Origin of the sequence: Streptomyces himalayensis subsp. himalayensis, from assembly GCF_013778455.1 — a bacterium.
Taxonomy (GTDB): Bacteria; Actinomycetota; Actinomycetes; order Streptomycetales; family Streptomycetaceae; genus Streptomyces; species Streptomyces himalayensis.
Genome location: NZ_JACEHE010000002.1, coordinates 195,223 through 219,749, shown reverse-complemented (window position 1 = coordinate 219,749; position 24,527 = coordinate 195,223). Strand labels below are relative to the sequence as shown.

Annotated in this window: 22 protein-coding genes and 1 pseudogene; 15 read left to right on the top strand and 8 right to left on the bottom strand. The window is 70.4% G+C overall.

What is annotated here, in order from left to right; translation table 11 throughout:
* Positions 1-50 precede the first annotated feature (50 nt).
* Positions 51-1,334 carry an adenylosuccinate synthase gene (locus tag H1D24_RS04730; protein ID WP_181656084.1) on the top strand — a complete coding sequence of 428 codons (1,284 nt, stop codon included), beginning with the start codon at positions 51-53 and terminating at the stop codon, positions 1,332-1,334.
* Between the two features lie 68 nt (positions 1,335-1,402).
* Here the strand turns inward: H1D24_RS04730 and H1D24_RS04725 are convergent, their stop codons facing one another.
* The 4 genes and pseudogenes from H1D24_RS04725 to H1D24_RS04710 all read right to left on the bottom strand — a co-directional run bounded on the left by H1D24_RS04725 (position 1,403) and on the right by H1D24_RS04710 (position 7,254).
* Positions 1,403-2,938 (bottom strand): substrate-binding domain-containing protein, encoded by a 1,536-nt coding sequence (locus tag H1D24_RS04725; protein ID WP_181656083.1) that lies wholly within the window; start codon positions 2,936-2,938, stop codon positions 1,403-1,405.
* 1,720 nt (positions 2,939-4,658) lie between these two features.
* Positions 4,659-6,050 (bottom strand): annotated as a pseudogene (locus H1D24_RS04720) (serine/threonine-protein kinase); the annotation flags it as partial.
* An 89-nt stretch (positions 6,051-6,139) separates the two neighbouring features.
* Positions 6,140-6,625: a MarR family winged helix-turn-helix transcriptional regulator gene (locus H1D24_RS04715; protein ID WP_181656082.1), complete on the bottom strand. Its 486-nt coding sequence runs from the start codon at positions 6,623-6,625 to the stop codon at positions 6,140-6,142.
* A complete protein-coding gene (locus H1D24_RS04710) occupies positions 6,622-7,254 on the bottom strand; it encodes a type 1 glutamine amidotransferase family protein (RefSeq protein WP_181656081.1) in 633 nt (210 codons plus the stop codon). Before H1D24_RS04710 ends, H1D24_RS04715 begins: the two co-directional genes overlap by 4 nt.
* Positions 7,255-7,436: 182 nt before the next feature.
* Here H1D24_RS04710 and H1D24_RS04705 point away from each other — a divergent pair, with 182 nt between their 5' ends.
* The 3 genes from H1D24_RS04705 to H1D24_RS04695 all read left to right on the top strand — a co-directional run bounded on the left by H1D24_RS04705 (position 7,437) and on the right by H1D24_RS04695 (position 10,588).
* Entirely contained in the window at positions 7,437-8,792 is a 1,356-nt protein-coding gene (locus tag H1D24_RS04705; RefSeq protein WP_181656080.1) for an aspartate aminotransferase family protein, read from the top strand.
* A gap of 188 nt (positions 8,793-8,980) precedes the next feature.
* A complete protein-coding gene (locus H1D24_RS04700) occupies positions 8,981-9,835 on the top strand; it encodes a GntR family transcriptional regulator (RefSeq protein WP_181656079.1) in 855 nt (284 codons plus the stop codon).
* Between the two features lie 102 nt (positions 9,836-9,937).
* Positions 9,938-10,588: a putative DNA-mimic protein gene (locus tag H1D24_RS04695; RefSeq protein ID WP_181656078.1), complete on the top strand. Its 651-nt coding sequence runs from the start codon at positions 9,938-9,940 to the stop codon at positions 10,586-10,588.
* Between the two features lie 39 nt (positions 10,589-10,627).
* On the opposite strand, the gene H1D24_RS04690 is transcribed toward H1D24_RS04695, so the two are convergent.
* Complete coding sequence (locus H1D24_RS04690) at positions 10,628-11,383, bottom strand: SLATT domain-containing protein (protein WP_181656077.1); 756 nt, start codon at positions 11,381-11,383, stop codon at positions 10,628-10,630.
* A gap of 337 nt (positions 11,384-11,720) precedes the next feature.
* Between H1D24_RS04690 and H1D24_RS04685 the strand changes: the two genes are divergently transcribed.
* From H1D24_RS04685 to H1D24_RS04665, 5 genes are all read left to right on the top strand, one after another.
* On the top strand, positions 11,721-12,065 hold the full coding sequence (locus tag H1D24_RS04685; RefSeq protein ID WP_181656076.1) for a YbaB/EbfC family nucleoid-associated protein: 345 nt from the start codon (positions 11,721-11,723) through the stop codon (positions 12,063-12,065).
* An 81-nt stretch (positions 12,066-12,146) separates the two neighbouring features.
* Positions 12,147-12,746, top strand: a complete 600-nt coding sequence (gene recR / locus H1D24_RS04680; RefSeq protein WP_181656075.1) for a recombination mediator RecR — start codon at positions 12,147-12,149, stop codon at positions 12,744-12,746.
* Positions 12,739-13,404 (top strand): DUF5063 domain-containing protein, encoded by a 666-nt coding sequence (locus H1D24_RS04675; RefSeq protein WP_181656074.1) that lies wholly within the window; start codon positions 12,739-12,741, stop codon positions 13,402-13,404. The genes recR and H1D24_RS04675 overlap by 8 nt, the downstream gene beginning before the upstream one ends.
* Positions 13,405-13,709: 305 nt before the next feature.
* Positions 13,710-15,500 (top strand): thioester domain-containing protein, encoded by a 1,791-nt coding sequence (locus H1D24_RS04670; protein WP_181656073.1) that lies wholly within the window; start codon positions 13,710-13,712, stop codon positions 15,498-15,500.
* Between the two features lie 87 nt (positions 15,501-15,587).
* Positions 15,588-15,881, top strand: a complete 294-nt coding sequence (locus H1D24_RS04665) for a helix-turn-helix domain-containing protein (protein WP_309484199.1) — start codon at positions 15,588-15,590, stop codon at positions 15,879-15,881.
* 66 nt (positions 15,882-15,947) lie between these two features.
* Here the strand turns inward: H1D24_RS04665 and H1D24_RS04660 are convergent, their stop codons facing one another.
* Positions 15,948-16,364, bottom strand: coding sequence for a hypothetical protein (locus H1D24_RS04660; protein WP_181656072.1), 417 nt, complete (start codon positions 16,362-16,364; stop codon positions 15,948-15,950).
* Positions 16,365-16,448: 84 nt separating this feature from the next.
* Here H1D24_RS04660 and H1D24_RS04655 point away from each other — a divergent pair, with 84 nt between their 5' ends.
* The 3 genes from H1D24_RS04655 (at position 16,449) to H1D24_RS04645 (ending at position 18,494) form a co-directional block, all read left to right on the top strand.
* Complete coding sequence (locus H1D24_RS04655; RefSeq protein WP_309484198.1) at positions 16,449-17,198, top strand: helix-turn-helix domain-containing protein; 750 nt, start codon at positions 16,449-16,451, stop codon at positions 17,196-17,198.
* Positions 17,199-17,219: 21 nt separating this feature from the next.
* On the top strand, positions 17,220-17,831 hold the full coding sequence (locus tag H1D24_RS04650; protein WP_181656070.1) for a Uma2 family endonuclease: 612 nt from the start codon (positions 17,220-17,222) through the stop codon (positions 17,829-17,831).
* A 162-nt stretch (positions 17,832-17,993) separates the two neighbouring features.
* Positions 17,994-18,494, top strand: coding sequence for an SgcJ/EcaC family oxidoreductase (locus tag H1D24_RS04645; RefSeq protein WP_181656069.1), 501 nt, complete (start codon positions 17,994-17,996; stop codon positions 18,492-18,494).
* Here H1D24_RS04645 and H1D24_RS04640 read toward each other — a convergent pair.
* Both H1D24_RS04640 and H1D24_RS04635 read right to left on the bottom strand, forming a co-directional pair.
* On the bottom strand, positions 18,460-19,839 hold the full coding sequence (locus H1D24_RS04640) for a sensor histidine kinase (protein ID WP_181656068.1): 1,380 nt from the start codon (positions 19,837-19,839) through the stop codon (positions 18,460-18,462). The two genes, H1D24_RS04645 and H1D24_RS04640, sit on opposite strands and share 35 nt — an antisense overlap.
* Positions 19,836-20,534, bottom strand: a complete 699-nt coding sequence (locus H1D24_RS04635) for a response regulator transcription factor (protein ID WP_181656067.1) — start codon at positions 20,532-20,534, stop codon at positions 19,836-19,838. Before H1D24_RS04635 ends, H1D24_RS04640 begins: the two co-directional genes overlap by 4 nt.
* 271 nt (positions 20,535-20,805) lie before the next feature.
* Between H1D24_RS04635 and H1D24_RS04630 the strand changes: the two genes are divergently transcribed.
* From H1D24_RS04630 to H1D24_RS04620, 3 genes are all read left to right on the top strand, one after another.
* Positions 20,806-22,077: an aspartate kinase gene (locus H1D24_RS04630; RefSeq protein ID WP_181656066.1), complete on the top strand. Its 1,272-nt coding sequence runs from the start codon at positions 20,806-20,808 to the stop codon at positions 22,075-22,077.
* A 61-nt stretch (positions 22,078-22,138) separates the two neighbouring features.
* On the top strand, positions 22,139-23,197 hold the full coding sequence (locus H1D24_RS04625) for an aspartate-semialdehyde dehydrogenase (RefSeq protein WP_181656065.1): 1,059 nt from the start codon (positions 22,139-22,141) through the stop codon (positions 23,195-23,197).
* Positions 23,198-23,578: 381 nt separating this feature from the next.
* The gene (locus tag H1D24_RS04620) at positions 23,579-24,250 is read left to right on the top strand and encodes a SigE family RNA polymerase sigma factor (protein ID WP_181656064.1); all 672 of its coding nucleotides are present in this window, start codon (positions 23,579-23,581) and stop codon (positions 24,248-24,250) included.
* The last annotated feature ends 277 nt before the right edge of the window (positions 24,251-24,527 follow it).

The following is a 24,527-nucleotide window of genomic DNA, read 5'->3' as shown; positions in this document are numbered from 1 at the left end:
CTTCGGCCCCCTGACCCTGGACATGCCCCGCCCGGAAGGGGTGTACGCCTGTGCCCGCACTTGTGCTGCTCGGTGCTCAGTGGGGTGACGAAGGCAAGGGAAAGGCCACCGACCTGCTCGGTGGATCAGTGGACTACGTCGTGCGTTACCAGGGTGGTAACAACGCCGGCCACACGGTGGTCGTGGGCGACCAGAAGTATGCCCTCCACCTCCTCCCTTCCGGAATCCTCTCCCCCGGATGCGTTCCGGTCATCGGCAACGGCGTCGTCGTCGACCCGTCGGTCCTGCTCTCCGAGCTGAGCGGTCTGAACGAGCGCGGCGTCGACACGTCGAAGCTGCTGATCAGCGGCAACGCGCACATCATCACGCCGTACAACGTCACCGTCGACAAGGTGACGGAACGCTTCCTCGGGAAGCGGAAGATCGGCACCACCGGCCGCGGCATCGGCCCGACGTACGCCGACAAGATCAACCGCGTCGGCATCCGCGTCCAGGACCTGTACGACGAGTCGATCCTGCAGCAGAAGGTCGAGGCGGCCCTCGACGTCAAGAACCAGCTGCTCACCAAGCTCTACAACCGCCGCGCGATCTCCGCGGATCAGGTCGTCGAGGAGCTCCTCGGCTACGCGGCCCAGATCGAGAGCTACGTCGCCGACACGACCCTGATCCTCAACGACGCCCTCGACCAGGACAAGGTCGTCCTCTTCGAAGGCGGCCAGGGCACGCTGCTCGACATCGACCACGGCACGTATCCCTTCGTCACCTCCTCGAACCCGACCGCGGGCGGCGCCTGCACGGGCACGGGTGTGGGCCCGACGAAGATCAGCCGGGTCATCGGCATCCTCAAGGCCTACACGACGCGCGTCGGCGCGGGTCCCTTCCCGACCGAGCTCTTCGACGCGGACGGCGAGGCGCTGCGCCGCATCGGCGGCGAGCGGGGCGTGACCACGGGCCGCGACCGCCGCTGCGGCTGGTTCGACGCGGTGATCGCGCGTTATGCGACCCGTGTGAACGGCCTGACCGACTTCTTCCTCACCAAGCTGGACGTCCTGACCGGCTGGGAGGAGATCCCGGTCTGCGTCGCGTACGAGATCGACGGCAAGCGCGTCGAGGAGCTCCCGTACTCGCAGTCCGACTTCCACCACGCGAAGCCGGTCTACGAGACGCTCCCGGGCTGGTCCGAGGACATCACGGGCGCCAAGTCGTTCTCCGACCTCCCGAAGAACGCCCGGGCGTACGTCAAGGCGCTGGAGGAGATGTCCGGCGCCCCGATCTCCGCGATCGGGGTGGGCCCCGGCCGCGACGAGACGATCCAGATCAACTCGTTCCTGTAGGACGTAAGGCGACTGCGCCCCCGTGAGGCCTCGGCCGACTCGGGGGCGCAGTCGTACTGTCCCCAGTGTCACTCCTCGCCGCAGATCCGCAGCCCCTCCGGGGTCGCGCACGGCAGGTGGCCGTGGGTGCGGATGACGTCCTGGCCGCTGCCTCGGCGCATATAGGTCAGGAAGCTGGAGGCGAGGGAGTCGGCGGGGGGCTGGCCGTAGGTGTAGGCGTACTCGATCTCCCGGTACGGGTAGCCGTCGCCGGCGCCGTGTTCGAGGGCGTCCAGGGACGGCTGCCTGTTGTCGAGGTTCAGGCGGTGCAGGCCCTTGAGGCTGGTGGCGGCGCGGAGTTCGCTGTAGCCGATGGCGCCGGGGACCTTGGCCACGGTCTTGAGTACCTGCTCGGTGCTGTCGAGTTCGCAGCGGACCACCGGGGCGTCCGGGGTGTCCTTGTTGAGGCAGTCGAGCGAGGTGTTGGCGAGCTCGCCGGCCTCGAGTACGCGGCGCTGGAAGACCTGCCGGGTGCCGGAGTTGGCGTCGCGGCTGACCAGGCGTACGGGCAGGTCGGGGCCGCCGAGCTCGTTCCAGTTGCGGATCTCGCCGCGGTAGAGACGGCGTACGTCGGAGAGTTCGAGGTTCTTCAGGGGCACCTCGTCGTTCAGGACGAGAGCGAAGAGGGAGACGGCGACCCGGCTTTCGCGCAGCTGCGCATAGCCGCTCGGCTTCGGGCCGTCGGAGAGCGTGATGACCGCCGGGGAGCCGCCCTGCGCGTCCGCGCCCGCCTCGGCCAGGGCGCGGATTCCCGCGGTGCTGCCGTGGGTGTCCACCGTGACGGTGGAACCCTCGCAGTCCTCCTCGTACTTGTCGGCGAGCTCCTCGAGGACCGGGGCGAAGGCCGTGGATCCCGTGATCGTCAGCTCACCTTTGGCGCAGCCCATCGGGGGGCGTGAGTCGTCGCGTACGACGATGATGCCGGCCAGGACGACGACGCAGACGGTGAGCAGCACGGTGATCACGCGGGCGGCGCGGCTGAAGAGCGGAGGCTTGTCGTCCGGCGTGGTGGACCGGTTGGGCTTGATCTCGCCCTCCTTGATGCCGCCCTCGATCCTGACCTCGCGGCCGACGCGCCCACCCGAGAGGACGACGAGCAGTTTGTAGTGCTGGCCCCTGTTCAGCGGGACGCGGGGGATGCAGAGGGTCCCGCCGTGGTAGCGCAGGCCCGCGGTCTCCGTGAAATGGCCCATCAGATAGGCGGCGGCCCGGGGCACGCTGACGACGACGCCCCGGATGGTCCGGTCGCTGAAGACGGCCTCCAGACCGTGCACTTCGCGTCGGGTGTAGTCGCTCTCGTCGATGCTCTGTGAGCCGTCGTTCTCTATCCGCAGGAGGACCAGCGTGGCGTCCTCCATGCCGGGGGCCTCGGCGAACCAGCCGAGACGTACGTTCGCCCGGCCGCCGTGGCCGTCCCGGCCGATGGGGGTGTCGAGCTGCACCCGGTAGCCGATGCGTTTGCGGCGGGGCACGCGGCGTTCGTACCAGAGCACGCCGGCCGAGGTCAGGATGCCGAGCACGGCGGTGCAGACAGCTACGACGTTCTCGGCGCTGAGCCACTCCACGACGTTCCCCCGCCCCCTCGCTGCCCGGTTTCCGGCCCTCCGGTCCGGTCACCGTACGGCCCGCGGGCCGGGGGTGGAACGGTTCACCTGAATGGTCGTCAGATGTTCGTCCGGAGTTCAACGAGCGTGGTCAGTCGGCCTTCGTGTACGTCAACTGCTCGCCCGTTTCCGTGTTCACGCGCCGGAGGCGGCCGTCCGGCAGGACCGTGAGGGTGGTGGCGGCGCCCGGGGTGCAGGAGGACGCCGGTTCGCCGACCGTCACCGTCGACGGGCCGATACGGAGAGGTCCGTCGCCGGACGGGGCGGACGCGAGCTCGGCCTGGAACACGCAGTGATACGTTCCGCCACCCTGGGCGGGCCCGTCGGCGGTCAGGGACAGCACGGTGTCACCGACCTCGCCCTGCTGGATGACCAGGCGGCGGGTGCTGCGGCCGGCGTCGCTGTCGATGCTGCCGGTCCAGGTGCCGAGGTACTTCTCCGGCACCCCGCCGTCGGCGGGGGCGGCCGGGGACGTCTGCGACGTCCCGGGGCTCCCGGACTCGGGCGTCCCGCTCGTCCCGGGCGCCTGCGGGCCCGCCTCCGCGGGCGCACTGGAGGAAGCCGACGGCTTGGCGTCGCCCCCGGCGAGCGGTTCGCCGTCGCCCTTCATCACCGCATAGACGGACCCACCCGCACCGACCGCCACGACGAGCGCGGCGGCGACCAGGGCGATGGTCGAACGACGACTCCGGGGCGGAGGCTCGTACCCGATCGCCGCGGCGCCGACGACCGGGCCGCCGTACGGGGGAGGGGTGCTGCCCGGTCCGTACAGGGGAGTGGGGCCGCCCAATTCGTACGGGGGAGTGGGGCCGCCCAATTCGTACGGGGGAGTGGGGCCGCCCGGGTCGTACGGGGATGTGGCGTTGGCGGGTCCGTAGGGGTGTGTGGGGCCGCCTGGTCCGTACGGGGAGGTGGCGCCGGGTCCGTGCGGGGCGGGGGCGCCGCTCGGTTCGTAGGGGGATGTGGCGTCGCCCGGGCCGTACGGGGGAGTGGGGCCGCCCGGTCCGTACGGAGATGTGGCGCCGCCTGGTCCGTACGGGGAGGTGGCGCCCGGTCCGTGCGGGGTCGGGGGTGTGGAGCCGCCGTACACGTCCGGCTGCGGGTAACCGTAGGCCGAGGGGTGGGGCTTGGCGTGGCCCTGCGGATAGCCGTACCCGGGCGCACCTGGGTGGCTCGCGGGCCGCGGGGCGGGGACCGGCGCGGAGCCGGAGATCTGCGTGGGGAGGTGGTCGACGGCCGCCTGCCCGGGCTCGCCGGGCGGCGGTGGGGTGTCCTCTCCGGCGACCTCGGACGGGCCACCGGCGTGGCCTGCCGAGCCGGAGCCCTCTTGGGCTCCGGGGAGTGTTGGCCCTTGTGCGCTGACGGGTCCGGCATTGTGCGCCGCTGCCGGGGCGGGCTCTCGTTGTCCGGCGGCGCCGTGTGGTCCGGCGGCTCCGGGACTGTGCGCGCTTGCGGGCGTAGAGGCCGGCTCTCCGGTGGGGCCGGGGCCCTTGTCTCCCGTTGGCGCGGCGCCCTGCGCCACGGAGGGGCCACGCCCGTCCGCGGCTGCCGCCGCAGCGGTGCCGGGCGCCGCTGCGGAACCGTATCCTCGCGCCTCCGCGGCACCGGACCTCGGTGCCCCCGCCGAGTTCGCTCCGGGAGCGCTGTCGGGCCGCGCGGGCCCGGGTACCTCGGCCATGGGGGCGGTGGACGCCCCGCCCGGCCCCTCGGTGGACGCCCCGCCCGCACCGGCGTGGGGCGTTCCGGTCACGCCTGCGGCGGATGCTCCGGCCACGCCCGCGGCGAACGCGCCGGCCGTACCCGGGGCGGGTGTCCTGGCCGCGCCGGCGTGGGGCGTTCCGGCCGTACCCGGGGCGGGTGTCCCGGCCGCGCCGGCGTGGGGCGTTCCGCCCGTACCCGCGGCGGGCGCTCCGGCCGTACCCGGGGCGGGTGTCCCGGCCGCACCGGCGTGGGGCGTTCCGCCCGTACCCGCGGCGGACGCCCCGCCCGTACCCGCGGCGGACGCCCCGCCCGCACCCGCGACGGGTGCTCCGGCCACGCCAGAGCCGGTGGTGGGCGCCCCGCCCGCGGCGGTGGCCGCCGCGCTCACACCCGCGGCGGCCGCTCGCGCCCCGCCCCCGCCAGCGGCCCCCGCCCCCGCCACGCCTCCACCATCCGGATTCTCCGTATCCAGCAACTGCACCGCATGCCGCCCCAGTTGGGCGACCAGCGTGCTCGGCAGCCACGGATCGCGGGCGCGGCCGTCGCTGACCGTGTCGTTCGCGCCCGTGCGTTGCAGGATGTCGTCGAGCGAGGGGCGGGCGGCGGGGTCCTTGCGGAGGCAGTCGCGGACCAGGTCGGTGAGGCTTTCGGGGAGCCGGTCCAGGTCCGGTTCCTCCTGGGCGATACGGAACATCAGCGCGTGCACACCGCTGTTGGCCGTACCGAAGGGAAGCCGGCCCGTCGCCGCGTAGGCCAGCACCGAGCCGAGGCAGAACACGTCGCACGCCGGCGTGATCCGGTCGCCCCGCACCTGCTCGGGCGCCATGAAACCGGGGGAACCGACCAGCGCGCCGGTCCGCGTCAGGCCTCCGTCCGTCACGGTCTCCAGCGCCCGCGCGATGCCGAAGTCGATGACGCGCGGCCCGTCGATGGTCACCAGGACGTTGGACGGTTTGAGGTCCCGGTGAATGAGGCCCGCCGCGTGGATGTCCTTCAGCGCGTGCGCCAGCCCGGCCGCGAGAATCCGAACGGAACGTTCCGGCAGCGCCCCGTGGTCCTGCGACACGACGGCCCCGAGGGACGGCCCGGCGACATACCCCGTGGCCACCCACGGAATCGCCGCCTCGGTGTCCGCGTCGAGCACCGGCGCCGTCCACTGCCCGCCGACCCGCCGCGCGGCCTGCACCTCGAGCCGGAAGCGGTTCCTGAACTCCTCCTGCTCAGCGAGCTCTTGGCGGACCAGCTTGACCGCGACCGTGCGCCCGCGGTCGGAGCGGGCCAGATAGACCTGCCCCATCCCGCCCGCCCCGAGCCGCGCCAGCAGCCGGTACGCCCCGATTCCCCGCGGATCCCCGGACCCCAGTTTCTCCAGCGCCACGGCGCCCTCCCCCGGTACGTGCCCCCGTACCTGCATCAGACCGAGAATAGTGCGGGCCCGGGACAAGAGCGGACAAGCCGCTTCTACGGTTCCGTAACAGCGTCGAGCGCCGCCGAGAGCAGCCCCAACACCCGTACGGTCTCGGCGAACGCCTCCTCGCCGAGCTCGTCCGCGAGCCGGTCGGCCAGCTGGGCGTGGTGCGGCCCGATCCTGGCGACGGCGGCACGGCCCTCGTCCGTGGGTGCGAGGAGCTTGGCGCGGCGGTGGGCGGGGTTGGGGGCGTACGCGGCGAGGCCCTTGTCGACGAGCAGATCCGCGATGCGCTGCACGCTCTGCCGGGTGATGCCCATCGCGCGGGCGATCCCGGCGACGGGCAGCGGCTCGCGCAGCACCGCGCCGAGCACCTGCCACCAGGCGGCCGTCAGCCCGGCCGGGCGCGCCAACTCATCGGCGACGGCGAGGAGTTGGCCGTTGAGGCGGAAGGTGGTGAGCGCGGTGCTGCTGAGCAGGTCCTGATGGTGCCGGGTGGTCTCCTCCTCGTGCCGCCTGGCCGTCGGCTTCGCGCTCACTTCCCGGCCTCCGCCGCTTGGAGCGTCTCGTACGCCGCGGCGTCCGAGTCGTGGAACAGCCGGTACCAGGCGTCCAGCACCTCGCCCTCGTAGACCCCGAGCAGTTTGAACACCTCGCGGGCGAACGCGACCGGTTCGGTCGGGCCGGCGGTGACCAGGTTCCCGTCGGTCACCGCGTCGGCGTCGACGTAGTGCTTGCCGCCCTGGTAGCCGGTGGCGGCGAGGTAGAAGGAGACCGCGCTGGTGTGGGCGCGCTCGTCGAGCAGTCCCTCGCGGGCGAGTCCGGCCGTGGCGCCGCAGATCGCGGCGACGGGCACGCCGGCGTCGAGGAAGGCGCGGGCCTTGCGGGCGAAGGGTGCGAGGTCGTCGCCGAAGTCCCAGAGGTCGGCGCCGGTGAGGATGAGCAACGAGCTGTCCTCGGGGCGGAGTTCGTCGAGTGCCAGATCGGGCAGGATGCGGAGGCCGCCGATGGTGGTCACCGGCTCGGTGGAGGGGCCGACGGTGCGGATCTCGTGGCCGGCCCGGGCGAGATACGCGGTGGTGTGGCCGGTCTCCCAGTCGGCGAAGGTGTCGTAGACGGCGAGATGAACGGGCTTGCGGACGGTTCCCTGGCTGGTCGTGCCGGTCATGATGGCCTCCGGGAGGGATGGGGCTGGCTGCCGTTCTCCAGCTGTGAGCATGCTGTCAAAAGGACAGTGTGCTGTCAATGTGTTTCGGTGGCCGGGCACGCGACACACTGTCGCGGAAAGCAGCGGACCGCAGACAGGACGCCCATACCGGGTAGCCGCCGGCCACACCTACGCTCGCCCGCATGACCTCTCAGCCCCTTTCCCAGACCGGCGCGGCCGTGAAGGCCGCGGACCGCGCGCACGTCTTCCACTCCTGGTCCGCGCAGGACCTCATCGACCCGCTTGCCGTCGCCGGTGCCGAGGGGTCGTATTTCTGGGACTACGAAGGCAACCGCTACCTGGACTTCACCAGCGGCCTCGTGTTCACGAACATCGGGTACCAGCACCCGAAGGTCGTCGCGGCCATCCAGGAGCAGGCCGGGAAGCTCGTCACCTTCGCGCCCGGCTTCGCCGTCGAGGCCCGCTCGGAGGCCGCGCGCCTCATCGCCGAGCGGACCCCCGGCGACCTGGACAAGATCTTCTTCACCAACGGCGGCGCGGAGGCCGTCGAGAACGCCGTCCGTATGGCGCGTCTGCACACGGGCCGCCACAAGGTCCTCAGCGCCTACCGCTCGTACCACGGCGCCACCTCGACGGCGATCAACGTCACGGGCGACCCGCGCCGCTGGCCGTCCGACAACGGTTCGGCGGGCGTCGTCCACTTCTGGGCGCCGTTCCTCTACCGGTCGCCGTTCCACGCGGAGACCGAGGAGCAGGAGTGCCGGCGCGCACTGCAGCACCTCGAGGACACGATCGCCTTCGAGGGGCCGGCGACGATCGCCGCGATCATCCTCGAAACGGTCCCTGGCACGGCCGGGATCATGGTGCCGCCGCCCGGCTATCTCGCGGGCGTCCGTGAGATCTGCGACCGGTACGGCATCGTCTTCGTCCTGGACGAGGTGATGGCGGGCTTCGGCCGTACGGGCACGTGGTTCGCGGCCGAGCACTGGGGCGTGACGCCCGACCTGATGACGTTCGCCAAGGGCGTCAACTCCGGGTACGTGCCCCTCGGCGGCGTCGCGATCTCCGGCGCCATCGCCGAGACCTTCGCCCGCCGGCCGTACCCGGGCGGGCTCACGTACTCCGGACACCCGCTGGCCTGCGCCGCCGCCGTCGCGACGATCAACGTCATGGCGGAGGAGGGCGTCGTGGAGCACGCGGCGCACCTTGGGGAGACGGTGCTCGGACCCGGCCTGCGCGAGCTCGCCGAGCGCCACCCGAGCGTCGGGGAGGTGCGCGGTATGGGTGCGTTCTGGGCCGTGGAGCTGGTACGGGACCGGGAGACGCGGGAGCCGCTGGTGCCGTACAACGCGGCGGGGGAGGCCAACGCGCCCATGGCGGCGTTTGCCGCCGCCGCGAAGAAGAACGGTCTGTGGCCCTTTGTGAACATGAGCCGCACCCATGTCGTGCCTGCGTGCACCATCTCGGAGGCCGAGGCGAAGGAGGGGCTGGCGGCGCTGGACGAGGCGCTGTCTGTTGCCGACGAGTACACCGTCTGAGCTGCCGCCGGCTGCCGGGGCTCACCGACGTCGGGGCCCCGGCGGCCGTGCTGCGCACAGGTCGTACGGCCCACGGCGGCACAGGTCCGTGGTCTGAACCACAAGTGGTCTGCACCACAACCGGTGCACACCGCACTGATCCGCGTAGGCTGGCGTGCCCGTAGAGCAACACCGAGAGGGACCTCGCCATGCGCGGCAGCGCCGTCACCCGCAGCACTCTGCGACAGCAGATCGCCGATGCGCTCCGTGACGAGGTGCTGGCCGGACGTCTCGAGCCGGGGCAGGAGTTCACGGTCAAGGAGATCGCCGAGCAGTACGGCGTCTCGGCGACCCCTGTCCGCGAGGCCCTAGTCGACCTCTCCGCGCAGGGCATGCTGGACTCCGTCCAGCACCGCGGATTCTGCGTCCACGAGTTCTCGATAGCGGACTACCGCAGTCTCGTCGAAGCGCGCGGCCTGATCGCGGAGGCGATGTTCCGGGACATCGACGCCCTCCGCCGCCGGCGCGAGGCGACCACACCGCCTACGGCCGAGTCCGAGGCCACCGGGCACGGGCAGACGCCGGGGGACGGGCGGGCCCACGGGGACGGGCGAGCCCACGAGGAAGGACGGGCCCACGGGGACGGGCAGGCGCTCGGGAAAGGCCAGGCCCCGGGGCAAGGCCAGGCCCCGGGGCAAGGCCAGGCCGCCACCATCGCCGCCACGCTGCTTGCCGTACGCCGCCGAGGAGCGGAGGCCCGGCGCGCCGCGGTCGCCGGTGACCTGATCGTCCTCATCGGCTACGACATCCGCTTCTGGCGCGAGCTCGCCGTGCTCTTCGGCAACCCGTATCTCTCCGACTTCCTGCACCGCCTGCTCGTCCAGTCCTGGGCCTGCGCGGTCCCCTATCTGCGCCGTGTCGACGATCTCAAAGGCGTGCTGTGGTCCGGCCACACCGAACTCGTCGACGCGTTCGTGCGACGGGACAGAAACGCCGCGTTCTCGATCATCGCCGGGTACCACGCGCACTCCCTCGAGCTCATCGAGCGACTGGCTGCGGAATGACCGCTGTGTGTCTGGATATGGGATCTGCAGCAGGGCAGCTCAGGGACCGGCTCCGGCACTACGCTGCCCTGACCACCGTGAAGCGCTACGCGAGGAGCTCCCTTGGCATGTGACCTCTGGCTGGTCCCGCTCGTCGACGTGCTGTGCCACAGCCCCGACAATCCGTTCGCCGAGGAACTCGCGCTCTACGACAAGGCACTGGGCGAGGCCGGACTGCCGCCGGTCCCCGTCTACGCGTACATGCCGGGCCTGTCCGGGGACGTGGCGCCCGTGGCCGGCTTCGACTACGACGCGCTGCACTTTCTGCGCCGCGCGTATCTGCTGCAGATCTGCGGGCTGGCCGTCACGCCCGTCGACGAGCTGGGCGGCGACTACGAACAGCTCCTGGAGATGTTCGAGTCGACGGCCCAGCAGTCCCACCTGGTCTGGCACTACGACCACGCGGGGGCGTACGTCCCGGTGGACTTCCCGGCGCCGCTCACCAACGACGAGCTCCTGGCCGGGGGCGGTCCGCTGGGCTCCTCGCAGGCGCTCCTGCGGGAACTGGAGTACGTGGCCCCCTCGATAGGCATCGACCCGGCCAACCCTCCGGCGGCCCCCGCCCCGCCCGCGGCGCCCACGGCCCTGGAGGAACCGGCGGCGCAGCCTCCCCACGAAGACAGTCCCTTCGCGCGGGAACGCCATGTGTGGCTGGGGCTTCACGCGGCCGCGACGCGGAGCCTCGCGCAAGGCTCCATGATCATCTTCAGCTGATCCCCGCAGGGCAAGCCGTCACCGCGGCTCCTGCGGCAGTCACCGCGGCTCCGGCGGCCGCTGCCGCGGCATATTGGGGCGAGCCCCCGGCGCGACGGGCGGCCCGAGGAGCCGCCCCGGCGGGGGCCCCTCGGGCATCCGCGCCCCGCCGTCCGCACACCCGGCCCGCATCCCCAGCGGCAGGGCCCCCGACCGGAACTGCACCATCCAGTCCGCGGTCTCGGCCCGCACCAGCTCCGTCAGATCCTCCGAGAACCGCCGCAGCACCCCAAGGCACCGCTCGGCGGCCTCACCGGCCGTGCCCTCGGTGGGCCCCAGCACCTCCCGTACGCACTCCGACGCCCAGTCGAACTGCAGAGCCTGCAGCCGCCGCTGCACGGCCTGTGCCGTGGCCACGTCGCGCATCCACCCGGCGGTCAGCCCGAAGTACCGGTCGCCCACGGCGCAGGCCACCGCGAGCAGCAGTGCCAGACACCCCCAGGGCGCCACCCCGCCGACCACCCGTGTCAGATCGAGTACGGGCAGTGCGGCCCCCACGACCGCGCCCAGCGCCGTCCCGGCCCGCAGCGCACGTGCACCCCGCCGCTTCCAGGTCCGGTCTCTCAGATACCACTCGGCGGTGGTCAGCGCGCCCCGCTCCACCCAGCGGTACAGCTCGTCGAGCCGCTCGGCCGGCTCGCCCCAGTCCCCGAGGGGGAACGGCCGCCCCGCCAGGTCGTCGTCCCGCCCGGCCCCTCCACGCTCGCCCCGCTCCACCTGCGGCGGCCCCTCGGGCTGCATCTCCGGCTGGCTCACCCGGCACTCCCTACCTGCTGCTTCCTGCTGCAGTACGTGATGAACGTGCGATGAATGTGCGGCGCCTGATGCTGAAGCGCGGCACCCTTCCTACCGCCCAATGGGTGGGCATGAGGGCTGTTTCGAGGTCTTTCCGCCCGGAAGGGGGTCTTGATCAGATATAGGGGTCCCCGCCGCGTCACTCGAAAGAGTGCTGGAGCGCGCGCCACCCTGACCACGTAGGCTCGTGCCAGGTGAAGAACCGCAGAAACACGGCGAGAATCCAGCCCCGGCGAGCACCCGGCCGGTCGGGAATCCAGCCGTACTTCCCAGTCCCAGCCAGTCCCAGGAGCTGATCGTGATCCCCGGTGGTGGCCAGCCCAACATGCAGCAGCTGCTGCAGCAGGCCCAGAAGATGCAGCAGGACCTCGCCCAGGCGCAGGAGGAGCTCGCGGCGACGGAGGTCGACGGCCAGGCGGGCGGCGGCCTCGTGAAGGCGACGGTGAACGGCTCAGGCGAGCTGCTCGCCCTGCAGATCGACCCGAAGGCCGTGGACCCGGAGGACACCGAGACCCTCGCCGACCTGATCGTCGCGGCGGTCCAGGCGGCGAACGAGAACGCACAGGCGCTGCAGCAGCAGAAGCTGGGCCCGCTCGCCCAGGGACTCGGCGGCGGCAGCGGCATTCCGGGCCTTCCCTTCTAGGAACAGGCGCGGCCAACTACCGTACGTGCCAAGAGAGAAGAAGCACGGTACGTACCGAAGCAGCAAAAGGAAGGCAGTCCGTTGTACGAAGGCGTGGTCCAGGACCTCATCGACGAGTTGGGCAGGCTGCCCGGCGTCGGTCCCAAGAGCGCGCAGCGGATCGCCTTCCACATCCTGCAGGCGGAGCCCACGGACGTGCGCCGGCTGGCCCAGGCGCTCCTCGAGGTGAAGGCCAAGGTCCGCTTCTGCGCGGTCTGCGGCAACGTCGCCCAGGAGGAGAACTGCGGCATCTGCCGCGACCCGCGCCGCGACCCCGCAGTGATCTGCGTCGTCGAGGAGCCCAAGGACGTCGTGGCGATCGAGCGGACCCGGGAGTTCCGCGGCCGCTACCACGTCCTGGGCGGCGCGATCAGCCCGATCGAGGGCGTGGGTCCCGACGATCTCCGGGTACGGGAACTGCTGGCCCGTCTCGCCGACGGCACGGTCACCGAGCTGATCCTGGCCACGGACCCGAATCTGGAGGGCGAGGCCACGGCCACGTACCTCGCGCGCATGATCAAGCCCATGGGCCTCAAGGTCACCCGTCTGGCCAGCGGACTCCCGGTGGGAGGCGATCTGGAATACGCGGACGAGGTCACTCTGGGCCGCGCTTTCGAGGGGAGACGACTCCTAGATGTCTGACGCCACGCTGAACACGGTCACGAACGATCCGGGCGACTTCGCCGTCCAGATCTCCGACCAGGTCGGCAGCTTCCTCGTCGCCGTCGAGGAGGTCGCGAAGGGCGACGAGCCGGACTCGGCCGTGCCCTTCCTGCTCCTCGAGGTGTCGCAGCTGCTGCTGGCGGGAGGCAGGCTGGGCGCGCACGAGGACTTCGTGCCGGAGGAGCGCTACGAGCCGGACCTGGGCCCGGAGCAGGATGTGGACGAGCTGCGCGAGCGCCTCGCCGTCATCCTCGACCCGGTCGACGTCTACTCCGAGGTCTTCGACCCGTACGAGCCGCGGAAGGCGCCGGTCGCCTGCCGGATCTCGGACGACCTGGCCGATGTCGTCGCGGACCTGCGCCACGGCATGGCCCACTACCGCGAGGGCCGCACCGTCGAGGCCCTGTGGTGGTGGCAGTTCTCGTACTTCTCCAACTGGGGCTCCACGGCCTCGGCCGCCCTGCGCGCCCTGCAGTCCCTGGTCGCCCATGTCCGCCTGAACCAGCCCCTGGAGGAGCTGGACGGTCTCGACACGGACCAGGACCTCGGCGACGAGGTGCTCGCGGAGGAGGCGGGGAAGGTCATGGCGAGGGAGATCGCGGGCCCGCTGGGGATGCGCGCGCGGACGGTCAAGTAATCACCGGAGTCCGGCCAGAGCTTCTTCCGGAGCTGCCGGAATTTTCGTACGCATGTGTGATTGGTCCGTCGTGAGCGTGGCCCGTACCGGCTGTCACCATGTCGCCGTCAACCCTGCGTGACACGCTGTCAATATATGTCCGAAAAGTCACTGAATGACCGCATGGGGTATTGAAACCTCTTCAATACCCCATTCACCTCTGCAGGGGACGGGACATATTGATCAGGTACCAAGACCGCGTGCTCCGGCTGTGCCGGTCGCTCGCGAAGACGGCCATGCGTACGGTGGTCTTTGGTGTGGCTGGCGTGCTCGTAGCCCTGGCCAACTCCACGGCGGCGTTCGCGGAGTTCCAGCCGACCCCCGTGTTCAATGATCCGGCGGGCCTGTTCACGGAGGCCGTGATCACCGGTACCGGCAGCGGGTCCACCGTCAACGGCTCCACGGCGCCCGACAGTTTCGACCCGCTCGACGGATACCCGGCCACCATTCCCGACGGATCCACCGTGCACGCCGCGGCGTTCGCCGGGACGATCGTGATCGCGGACCCGATCAGCGGGCGAACCGGCCTCACGTACTGCATCGACCTGCACAGCGACACCGAGGTCGGGGTGAACTACGAAATCGGCGAGTGGAGCGAGGCGAACGTCACCAACCTCGGCTACGTCGAGTACATCCTGCAGAACTACTACCCGACCACCGGCGAACCCGCGGGGGCCACCGTCGCCAACCGGGCGGCCGCCGTACAGGCGGCCATCTGGTTCTTCACGGACAACTACGTCCTGGCCACCACCGGTACCAGCGCCACCGTGCGAACGTTCACGTCGGCCATCGTCGCGGACGCGCTGGCCAACGGGCCGAGCGCGGAGCCGGAAGAACCGGAACTCACGGTCACGCCCGAAGAACTGGCGGCGCCGGCGACCGGGGAGATCGTGGGCCCGTTCACGGTGACCGCGGACGGCCCGTCGACGATCGAGATCACCGGCGTCGAGGTGTCCACCGACGCGGCGGGCACGAACCAGCTCCAGGACGGCGACGTGGTGCAGCCTGGGGCGCAGTTGTGGGCCCGAAGCGTCTCGGACGACGACCCGCAGGGCTTCGTCCTCGAACGCGTCACCACCGTCCATGAAGGAACGGTTCTGCTCTATGACGGCACGAACCCCGGTCTGGAGGACGCCCAGACGCTCGTCATGGCGCAGGAGACCGAACTGGTAGTGCGGGCCGGCGCGGTGCTCCAGCCGTTCCCCGCCGGCGCCGTGCAGTTCAACCTCGGGATCGACGGAGAAGCGGCGGGGCTCCAGTCCGAGAAGGTGATCCAGGTCGACTGCGGGGACCCGGACTCGGACCTCGACCAGCAGCGCACGGTGACCTTCGCAGCGGGCACGCCCGCCGGTGACCACTCCCGGTCGCTCACCGGCATCCCGGCCGGCAGCGTGTGCACGATCACCGAGAGCTCGGACGGCGACAACGGCCTCGTCAGTGCCACGACCGTCATCGACCCCACCACCATCACGATCGCCTCCGAGGAGACCCAGCAGGTATCCATCACCAACACCTATGCGCGGGCGCTCGGTTCCCTGCAGGTCGTCAAGACCATCGCGGGTCCGCGAGCCGGCTCGCAAGGAATCGCGGTCATCGAACTCGACTGCGACGATCCGGACGGCACCTTCGACCGTGAGTTCGCCATCGCCGCGGGCGCGGCGGCCGGCACCTATCCGCAGCCGGTGGTCAACGGCATCCCGACTGGCACGCGGTGCACCGTGAGGGAGACAGCGACGGGCGAGAACGAGCGGGCCGCCCTCGGCGCCGATGTCGTGATCGACCCGGCTGTCACCACGATCAGTGAGGGGGTCACCAGCCGCGTCTCCGTGACGGACAGCTACAGATGCCCAGGCGCTGGTGGCACGGGCGGCGGCGGTGGTGGTGGCACTGGAGGTGCTGATGGGAACGGCGGCACCTGCCCCGGTGGCGCCCTGCCCGAAACCGGTGCGCCCGTTCCCGTGGCCAGGCTGGCCGCGACCAGCGTTGGGCTGGTGCTGGCGGGCGCCGCGATCACGGCAACCACCGGAATGCGAGTCCGGCGCCGGTACGCCGGCTAGTGCGGCACGTAGCCCCCCGGCAGCCCCTTACGTGCAGCCGGGGGAGGCTTCCCCGTACCACCGCAGCGGCTGCGGACGGGAAGGCCGATGACCCAGTACAGCAGCTGGGCAGAGGTCAAGCGCCGGATGCGGGAGAACCAACCCGAGGTATCCGACGCCGAATGGGAGTCCCGCAAACAGGCGGCGCGTACGGCAACCGAGGCGCACGTGGTGGGATACCACCTGCGGGAGATCCGCGAGGAGCAGGGGTTGACGCAGGGCCAGGTGGCCCAGTCGCTGGGGATCTCCCAAGCCCGGTCTCCCAGATCGAGCGGGGTGAGATCCACAACCTGGAGACGATGCGCACCTATGCGGAGGCACTTGGGGCCAGGATCACGGTGACCATCGAGTACGGGGACCGGACGGTCGGCGCGGCCTGACTCCACGTGGTCCGACGGGGTCCCGAAGTCACAGCGTGAGACAGCCCAGTGCCGCGCGCAGTCGGCTCGGGTCCACGTACGGTGCGGTCGGTGTTGGTTCCGAGTACCACCGCAGTGGCCAGGTGTTGCCGTCGAGGGCCGGGATGCCGATGTACGTGACGGTACGGCACCCGGCGCCGCCGAACCGCTGTACGCCGAGTGGCCACGCGTGGTCCTTGGCCGTGCCCGGCGGCAACAGGAAGTACATCCACCGGAAGCCGAGGGCTTCGCAGACGACAGGTCCGGCGTCACCGTCGGCGGCCGCGATGAGGCGCGCGGCCACCTGCTCCCCGCGTACGCCCTGAATGCGAATGGCGTCGAAGTGGACGCCGGTTCGGTGGAGTTGATGTCCGGCGGCCGGAACCCAGTCGGGCCGAGGCCGTTGAATCGCGTTCGTCATGGTCACACGGTGGCGGTCGCCTGTCTACGCTCGGTAGCGACTGAGGTGCTACTCGTCGGGGTGTATCCGTTGGAGGCGATCGCTGTGTCAGTGCAGTACAACTCCGAGCCTTCGCCCGCCACCTGGCGCTACAGCGGCAACCAGTTGAAGCGCTGGCGCACGAAGGCGAACGTCAGCCGTGAGAAACTCGGCGAGGCCTCCAACTACTCTCCGGACACGATCAAGTCCATGGAGCAGGGCGTACGGATGCCGACGCCGCGCGTGTTGGATGTGGCGGATGAGTTGTGTCATGCGGAAGGGCTGCTGAGTGCGGCCAAGGACTACTTGCAGCGGGAGAAGTTTCCGAGGCGGTCGCAGGACTACATGGCGCGGGAACGCGAGGCGTGCAGCCTCTGCTGGTACGAAGTCGCCTTGATTCCCGGCTTGTTGCAGACGAAGGCATACGCGCGCGAGCTCATTGGCAATCACTGCCCGCCGCTCGACGAGGAGACGGTGGAACAGCGGGTTGCGGCCCGTATGGAGCGCCAGGAGCTCTTCTCACGTAAGCCGCCAGTCGCGCTGTGCTTCGTTGTGTATGAGGCGGTCCTGCGGGGCCCGTATGTGGGCGAGGAGCAGTTGCGCCATCTCCTGAGCATGGCGCAGCTACGCAACGTAACGCTGCAGGTGCTGTCGTTCGCTGCAGCCATTCCCGCTGCGGTCATGGGGCCGATGGTGCTGCTGGAGACTCGCGACCGCGAGCGTTTCGCTTACGCAGATGGCCAGTTCGCAAGTGACCTGACTCCCGATTGTCACCGACGACCTGGGCGACATCCGCTCCCTGGTCGACTGCGCGGGCCGTAAGTGGATCCGAGTCGAGCGGCCATGACGAGGCTGGGTGCGGCGGCAGTCGTCCCCGGAGCTCCGGACCGGCGCCGCCGCCCCCAGATGCCGGTCGAGGACTTCGAGGAACTCGCTCGCCGGGCGCCGGAGACGGTGTGGCTGGAGTTCATCGGAGGCCGTCTGGCGGTGAAGCGCGGGCCGGACGGCAATCGGAGCGAGATCATCTCCTGGTTGCAGGGGCTGTGGGCTGGGCGAGCACGGAGCCCGTGGCTCTATGTGTACCGGGGCTTGCGTACGGAATCCGACGGCATGGGACGGGTGAGCGCTGATGGCGTGCTCGCACTGGCCGGACACTTCGTCGGGCACGGGGACTGGAGCGACCCCGGTGGGGTGCTCATGGCGGTCGAGGTCACCGCGGGTGATCCGGACACGGACTGGTTCACACGTATGGAGAAGCCCGACGGCTACGCGGCCTCCGGTATCCCCGTCTACCTCCTCATCGACCGCGACGACTGCTCGGTCACCGTATTCACGCACCCGGAAGACGGCCGTTACCGCCGCCAGGTGAAGGAGCCCTTCGGCGCGGCCGTGAAGATCCCGGACCCCGTGGGTCTCACTCTGGAGACCGAGGCACTCAAGGAGTTCGTGGACTGAGAAGCCGTGTGCCGGCCGTCGCTTTTCGTGAATTGGACGAGGCTTGTACGAGGGCTGGACGTGCGCTGGTCGGGCCCTAACCGGTCAAACGCGAGTCTGGAGTCACTTCCACCGCAGACGAAGCGGCGGAAGCCAACCCCCAGACCTGCAACGGAGACTGCGATGACCCGTCGTTCCATAAGCAAGCGTGCCGCCATCGTCACCGCCACCGCCCTCGTTGCCGCCGGCACCCTCACCGTCGGTGTCGGCGTCGCAGGGGGCGAGTACTACGGGAAGCCCGGCAAGACCGAGATCGCCGGCCTGTTCGACGACTGGAACGCCGCGTTGCAGACAGGCGACGCCGAGAAGGTGGCGGGCCTGTACGCGAGCGACGCCGTCCTCCTGCCCACGGTGTCCAACGAGGTCCGTGTCGACCGCGCCGGGATCGTCGACTACTTCGAGCACTTCCTGCAGAACAAGCCGGTCGGCACGAAGGTCAAGACGCACGTCGACGTCCTCGACGCGAACTCGGCGATCGACACCGGCGTGTACGCGTTCGCGCTCACCGACCACGAGACCGGCGAGAAGCGCACCGTCGAGGCCCGCTACACGTACGCGTACGAGAAGGTGGACGGGGAGTGGAAGATCGTCAACCACCACTCCTCTGCGATGCCCGAAGGCTGATCGCCACGCACAGGCCACCGCCGGGAGCGTCCCGCAGCGCCACGGTCCCGGCGTCGTCCGTCACCAGCTGCTTGACGACGGCGAGGCCGAGGCCGGAGCCGGAGCGCCCGGTGAGGCCCTGGCCGCGCCAGAAGCGGTCGAAGGCGCGGCACTTCTCGGCGTCGGACATGCCGGGGCCCTCGTCGAGCACCGCCAGCTCCACCTCGTCGCCCCGCGGCTCCACCCGGACGGTGATCGTGCCGCCGTCCGGTGAGACCTCCAGGGCGTTGGACAGCACGTTGTCCAGGACCTGGTCCAGGTGACCGGGGCTGGTCAGCACAAGCGGCCGGCCGTCGGCAACCCCCCCGAGCGCGATGGTGACTCCGCGCTCCTCGGCGGCCGGCCTCCACACATGGAGGCGTTCCTGCACGATGTCCCGCAGCGGCAGCGGCTCCGCCGCCGACACCTTCGCCTCAGCTCTGGCCAGTACCAGCAGGCCGTTGACGAGGCGGCTCATCCGCACCACCTCGGCGGTGGCCTGCTCCACGTCCTCGCGGACGAACTCGTCGTCGACGCCGTCCGCGATGTTGTCCAGGGACAGCCGGAGCGCCGTCAGCGGGGTGCGCAGCTGGTGTGAGGCGTCCGCGACGAAGATGCGCTGGGCGGCCATCAGGGTGTCGAGCCGCTCGGCGCCCTGGTTGAGGGTGCGGGCCAGCGTCTGGGTCTCCTGCGGTCCCGTCACCGGTGAACGCGCGGTCAGGTCGCCGTCGCTGAACCGGCTCGCCATGTCGTTCAGTTGGCGCAGCGGGCGGGTCAGACGGCGTGCCGCGACGGCGCCGAGTCCGGCGGCGAAGGCCAGTACGGCGACGGCGAGGATCGCCCGGAAGCCCCAGATCGTCCACAGCCGCTCGGTGAGTTCGGACGTCTTGTAGCGGATGCGGACCGCGCCCACGGTCTCGTCCTCGTCCGTCCGCGAAACCGCCGGGACGGTGATCACCAGGTACGGCCCCCAGACGAACGAGGAGCCCCAGTCGACGGTGGGCCGGCCGTCCTCCAGGGCCCGGGCCACGGCGGGGTCGTCCAGGGAGAGCCGGGAGATCGTGCCCACGCCGGAGCCGTCGGCGGTGATCGCCTGGACGGTGCTGGGCGTCTGCAGCTCGTAGGCCTCGGCCATCTCGGTCAGCGCGTCACGCGAGGGATCGTTCTCGGCACCCAGCAGCAGGGCCATGGTTGTGGCCTCACGGCGTACGGACAGCTCGGTGTCCCCGCGCAGCTGGTCGGTGAGCGTGAAGGCGACCGGAACGGTGAAGGCCGCGACGGCGACGGCGACGAGCAGCACATAGCTGACGATCAGCTGCCGGATCATGCTGGCTGTCCGTCTTCGTTCACGATCAGGCGGAAGCCGACTCCGCGCACCGCCTCGATCGTGACCGCCCCCGCCAGCTTCCGCCGCAGCGCCGCCACATGGACGTCCAGCGTCTTCGTCGGCCCGAACCAGTTCGCGTCCCAGACCGCCTCCATGATCTGCTCGCGTGACATCAGTGCGCCCGGCTCCTCGGTGAGGAAGGCGAGGAGGTCGTACTCCTTGGGCGCGAGGGCCACCTCCTCGCCGTCCAGGTGGACGCGGGCCGCCTTGCGGTCGATCGTCAGGCGCGAGCCGTAGCGGTCGGAGCCGGACTCCTGTGCCGGTGTGCGCGGCTGCATACGCCGCATCACCGCTCGTATCCGTGCGATGACCTCGCGCACGCCGAACGGCTTGGAGACGTAGTCGTCCGCGCCGAGCTCGAGCCCGACCACCCGGTCGGTCTCCTCGCTGCGGGCGCTGATCACGATGATCGGCACGTCGCTGCCCGCCCGCAGCGCCTTGCACACATCGAGCCCGTCGGCGTCGGGCAGCCCGAGGTCGAGCAGCACGACGTCGTACGGATCACGAGGGGCGCCGGCCGACGTCAGGGCCTCCTGGCCCGTGGTGACCCAGTCCACCTCGAAGCCATAGCGCAGCAGCCCGCGCCGGAGCGACTCGGCGACCGGCTCGTCGTCTTCCACCAGAAGTACGCGCACGGGCGAACCCTAGTATTTGAACTTTGACGATTCACCCGCGGGTGTGTGACCCGCCCCACTTTCCGAGTGCTCGGTGCGGGATGGGGCATGTGCCAGTCCGAGCAGCCGGAGCGTCACCCCGCGATCGACTGTCGATACGTGTCGTGGGCGGGACATCTCACGATGCGATATCACAGGGGCTGATTTCGGCCGCTCGTTAAACTGAGTCGACCGCAGTCATGCGGATCGCCCGCACAAGTGCGGAACGAAACGGATTGAGCGAGGAGCGCACGTGGGCCTTGTCGTGCAGAAGTACGGAGGCTCCTCCGTAGCCGATGCCGAAGGCATCAAGCGCGTCGCCAAGCGAATCGTGGAAGCGAAGAAGAACGGCAACCAGGTGGTTGTGGTCGTTTCCGCGATGGGCGACACGACGGACGAGCTGATCGATCTCGCCGAGCAGGTATCTCCGATGCCTACCGGGCGTGAGTTCGACATGCTGCTGACCGCAGGAGAGCGGATCTCCATGGCCCTGCTGGCGATGGCGATCAAAAACCTGGGCCACGAGGCCCAGTCGTTCACCGGCAGCCAGGCAGGCGTCATCACCGACTCGGTCCACAACAAAGCGCGGATCATCGATGTCACGCCGGGCCGCATCAGGACGGCGCTCGACGAGGGCAACATCGCCATCGTCGCCGGCTTCCAGGGCGTGTCCCAGGACAGCAAGGACATCACCACGCTGGGCCGCGGCGGCTCGGACACGACCGCCGTCGCCCTGGCTGCCGCCCTCGATGCCGAGGTCTGCGAGATCTACACCGATGTGGACGGCGTCTTCACCGCCGACCCGCGCGTCGTGAAGAAGGCTCGCAAGATCGACTGGATCTCGTTCGAGGACATGCTGGAGCTCGCCGCCTCGGGCTCGAAGGTGCTGCTGCACCGCTGCGTCGAGTACGCACGCCGTTACAACATCCCGATCCACGTCCGCTCGTCCTTCTCCGGACTGCAGGGCACCTGGGTCAGCAACGAACCGCAAGGGGACCAGAAGGTGGAGCAGGCCATCATTTCCGGTGTCGCTCACGACACCTCCGAGGCCAAGGTCACGGTCGTCGGCGTGCCGGACAAGCCCGGTGAGGCGGCCTCGATCTTCCGTGCGATCGCCGACGCGGAGATCAACATCGACATGGTCGTGCAGAACGTGTCGGCCGCGGCCACGGGCCTGACCGACATCTCCTTCACGCTGCCGAAGACCGAGGGCCGCAAGGCCATCGACGCGCTGGAGAAGGCCAAGTCGGTCATCGGCTTCGAGTCCCTGCGCTACGACGACCAGATCGGCAAGATCTCCCTGGTCGGCGCGGGTATGAAGACCAACCCGGGTGTCACGGCCGCCTTCTTCGAGGCGCTCAGCGACGCGCGCGTCAACATCGAGCTGATCTCGACCTCCGAGATCCGTATCTCGGTCGTGACCCGCGCGGACGACGTCCCCGAGGCCGTGCGCGCGGTGCACACCGCGTTCGGGCTCGACTCCGACAGCGACGAGGCCGTCGTCTACGGCGGCACCGGTCGCTGACCGCGCCGTCTGCCACAGAGAGGCGTACGACGATGACCGCTGGTCAGGGAGGCGTACGGAGATGACCGGACGACCGACGCTCGCTGTCGTGGGAGCGACCGGGGCCGTCGGCACCGTCATGCTCCAGATCCTGTCCCAGCACGCGGACATCTGGGGCGAGATCCGACTCGTCGCCTCGCCGCGCTCGGCCGGCCGCAAGCTGACCGTGCGCGGCGAGGAGGTCGAGGTCGTGGCCCTGAGCGAGGAGGCCTTCGACGGCGTCGACATCGCCATGTTCGACGTACCGGACGAGGTCTCCGCGCAGTGGGCGCCCGTCGCCGCCGCCAAGGGCGCGGTCATCGTGGACAACTCGGCGGCCTTCCGGATGGACCCCGATGTGCCGCTGGTGGTGCCCGAGGTCAATCCGCACGCCGCTCGCGTGCGCCCGCGCGGCATCATCGCCAACCCCAACTGCACGACCCTCTCGATGATCGTGGCCGTGGGCGCGCTCCACGCGGAGTTCGGGTTGCGCGAGCTGGTCGTCTCCTCGTACCAGGCGGTGAGCGGCGCCGGGCGCGCGGGCATCGACACCCTGCGGGAGCAGCTGAAGCTCGTCGCCGGTACGGAACTCGGGACGTCACCCGGCGACGTACGGCGGGCAGTGGGGGACGCCACAGGACCTTTCCCCGAGCCGGTCGCGCTGAACGTCGTGCCCTGGGCGGGTTCGCTGCGGGACGACGGGTGGTCGTCGGAGGAGATGAGGGTGCGGGACGAGTCCCGCAAGATCCTCGGGCTGCCGGCGCTGCGGGTCGCCGCTACCTGCGTGCGCGTCCCCGTCGTCACCACGCACTCGCTGACCGTCCACGCCCGCTTCGAGGGCGAGGTCACCGTCGACCGGGCGCGCGAGATCCTCGCGACGGCGCCCGGCGTTGTCCTCTTCGACGACCCGGCCGCCGGTGAATTCCCCACGCCCGCCGATGTCGTGGGGACGGATCCGACGTGGGTGGGCCGGGTGCGGCGCGCGCTCGACGATCCGACGGCTCTCGAGCTGTTTGTGTGCGGCGACAATCTGCGCAAGGGCGCGGCGCTGAACACGGCACAGATCGCCGAGCTCGTGGCTGCCGAGTTCATGGCGGCGTGAGGGCCGGTGGCCCTGTGCGCGGGGGTTCCGGCGGTTTGCCGGCTTGTCACCTGCCCGTCCGGTATCCGGAAACGGCCTGGTCATAATCGGGATCCTTTGTAGAATCCGTGAAGCTTCAAGGGTCGGTGAAAAAAGTCCAGACCACTTGAACTGGGCCCGGCCGGCGTTCGAAGATTTCGCTCCCCGCCCCGTGCAACCGCGCACGGGGCGGGGAGCGTCTTTAGCGGTCGCCGTCAGGGCGCCTGGATGCTGTGACGAGTGGGGCATAAAGGAAGAGCTGGTACGCATGAGGGCAAGTGACGCACCGCCAAAAGTGGTGCCCCGGGCAAATGTGATGCCCGACGCGTACAACCCTCTCAAGGGGAGCCGTGTCCAACTGGCGTGGCAGAGGTACTCGAATTCACAGCGGTACGGGCGAGGGGCGCGACCCTTCGGCCGCCCCGCCGCACCCGCATGCCCGGCACGGCCGGCGGCGGCATGCCGGTGATCGCCCCCATGCCCCATGCGCGGCCCGCCCGCATTCCGTCTCAGCGCGAGGGCGCTGAGGAGACCCTGGCCGCGGGCACGACGGTCGACCATCTCACCGAGACCTATCGCGCCCACTACCGGTCGCTCCTCGGACTGGCGGCGCTCCTCCTCGACGACACCGCCTCCTGCGAGGACGTCGTCCAGGAGGCCTTCATCCGCGTGCACTCCGCGCGCAAACGCGTCCGCGATCCGGAGAAGACCCTCGCGTATCTGCGGCAGACCGTGGTCAACCTCGCGCGGTCCGCGCTGCGCCGCCGCATCCTCGGGCTGAAGCTGCTCTCCAAGCCGATGCCCGACATGGCGAGCGCCGAGGAAGGTGCGTACGACCAGCTGGAGCGCGACGCGCTGATCAAGGCCATGCGCGGCCTGCAACGGCGCCAGCGCGAGGTGCTGGTCCTGCGCTACTTCGCGGACATGACCGAGGCACAGGTCGCCGAGACCCTCGGTATATCGCTCGGCTCGGTGAAGGCGTACGGCTCCCGCGGCATCGCGGCCCTGCGCGTCGCCATGGAGGCGCCCGCATGAGCGATCAGCACCGGGGGCCTGAACGGCCCGAGCGGCAGGGCGGCGGTGAGACCGGGCGGGGGCGGCCTGAGCGGCCCGAGTGGTACGAGCACGAACAGCAAGCTGGGAACGGAACTGTGAATCACGGCCCCGAAAACTCCTACGACGGGCCCGACAGCTCCCCTTGGCCGGGTTCGGACGGGGCGGGTTCTGACTGGCCGGGTTCGGCCGGGGCGGCTTCTGACGGGGCCGGTCCCGATGGGGCCCATCCGGGCGAGCTGGGCTCCGACGAACTCAC

Bases quoted from the DNA above. Each gene is read 5' to 3' on its own strand.
- H1D24_RS04640 (WP_181656068.1), bottom strand. From the start codon at position 19,839: ATGATCCGGCAGCTGATCGTCAGCTATGTGCTGCTCGTCGCCGTCGCC.
- H1D24_RS04705 (WP_181656080.1), top strand. From the start codon at position 7,437: ATGACCTCTCAGCCCCTTTCCCAGACCGGCGCGGCCGTGAAGGCCGCG.
- H1D24_RS04625 (WP_181656065.1), top strand. From the start codon at position 22,139: ATGACCGGACGACCGACGCTCGCTGTCGTGGGAGCGACCGGGGCCGTC.
- H1D24_RS04700 (WP_181656079.1), top strand. From the start codon at position 8,981: ATGCGCGGCAGCGCCGTCACCCGCAGCACTCTGCGACAGCAGATCGCC.
- H1D24_RS04645 (WP_181656069.1), top strand. From the start codon at position 17,994: ATGACCCGTCGTTCCATAAGCAAGCGTGCCGCCATCGTCACCGCCACC.
- H1D24_RS04665 (WP_309484199.1), top strand. From the start codon at position 15,588: ATGACCCAGTACAGCAGCTGGGCAGAGGTCAAGCGCCGGATGCGGGAG.
- H1D24_RS04675 (WP_181656074.1), top strand. From the start codon at position 12,739: ATGTCTGACGCCACGCTGAACACGGTCACGAACGATCCGGGCGACTTC.
- H1D24_RS04710 (WP_181656081.1), bottom strand. From the start codon at position 7,254: ATGACCGGCACGACCAGCCAGGGAACCGTCCGCAAGCCCGTTCATCTC.
- H1D24_RS04650 (WP_181656070.1), top strand. From the start codon at position 17,220: ATGACGAGGCTGGGTGCGGCGGCAGTCGTCCCCGGAGCTCCGGACCGG.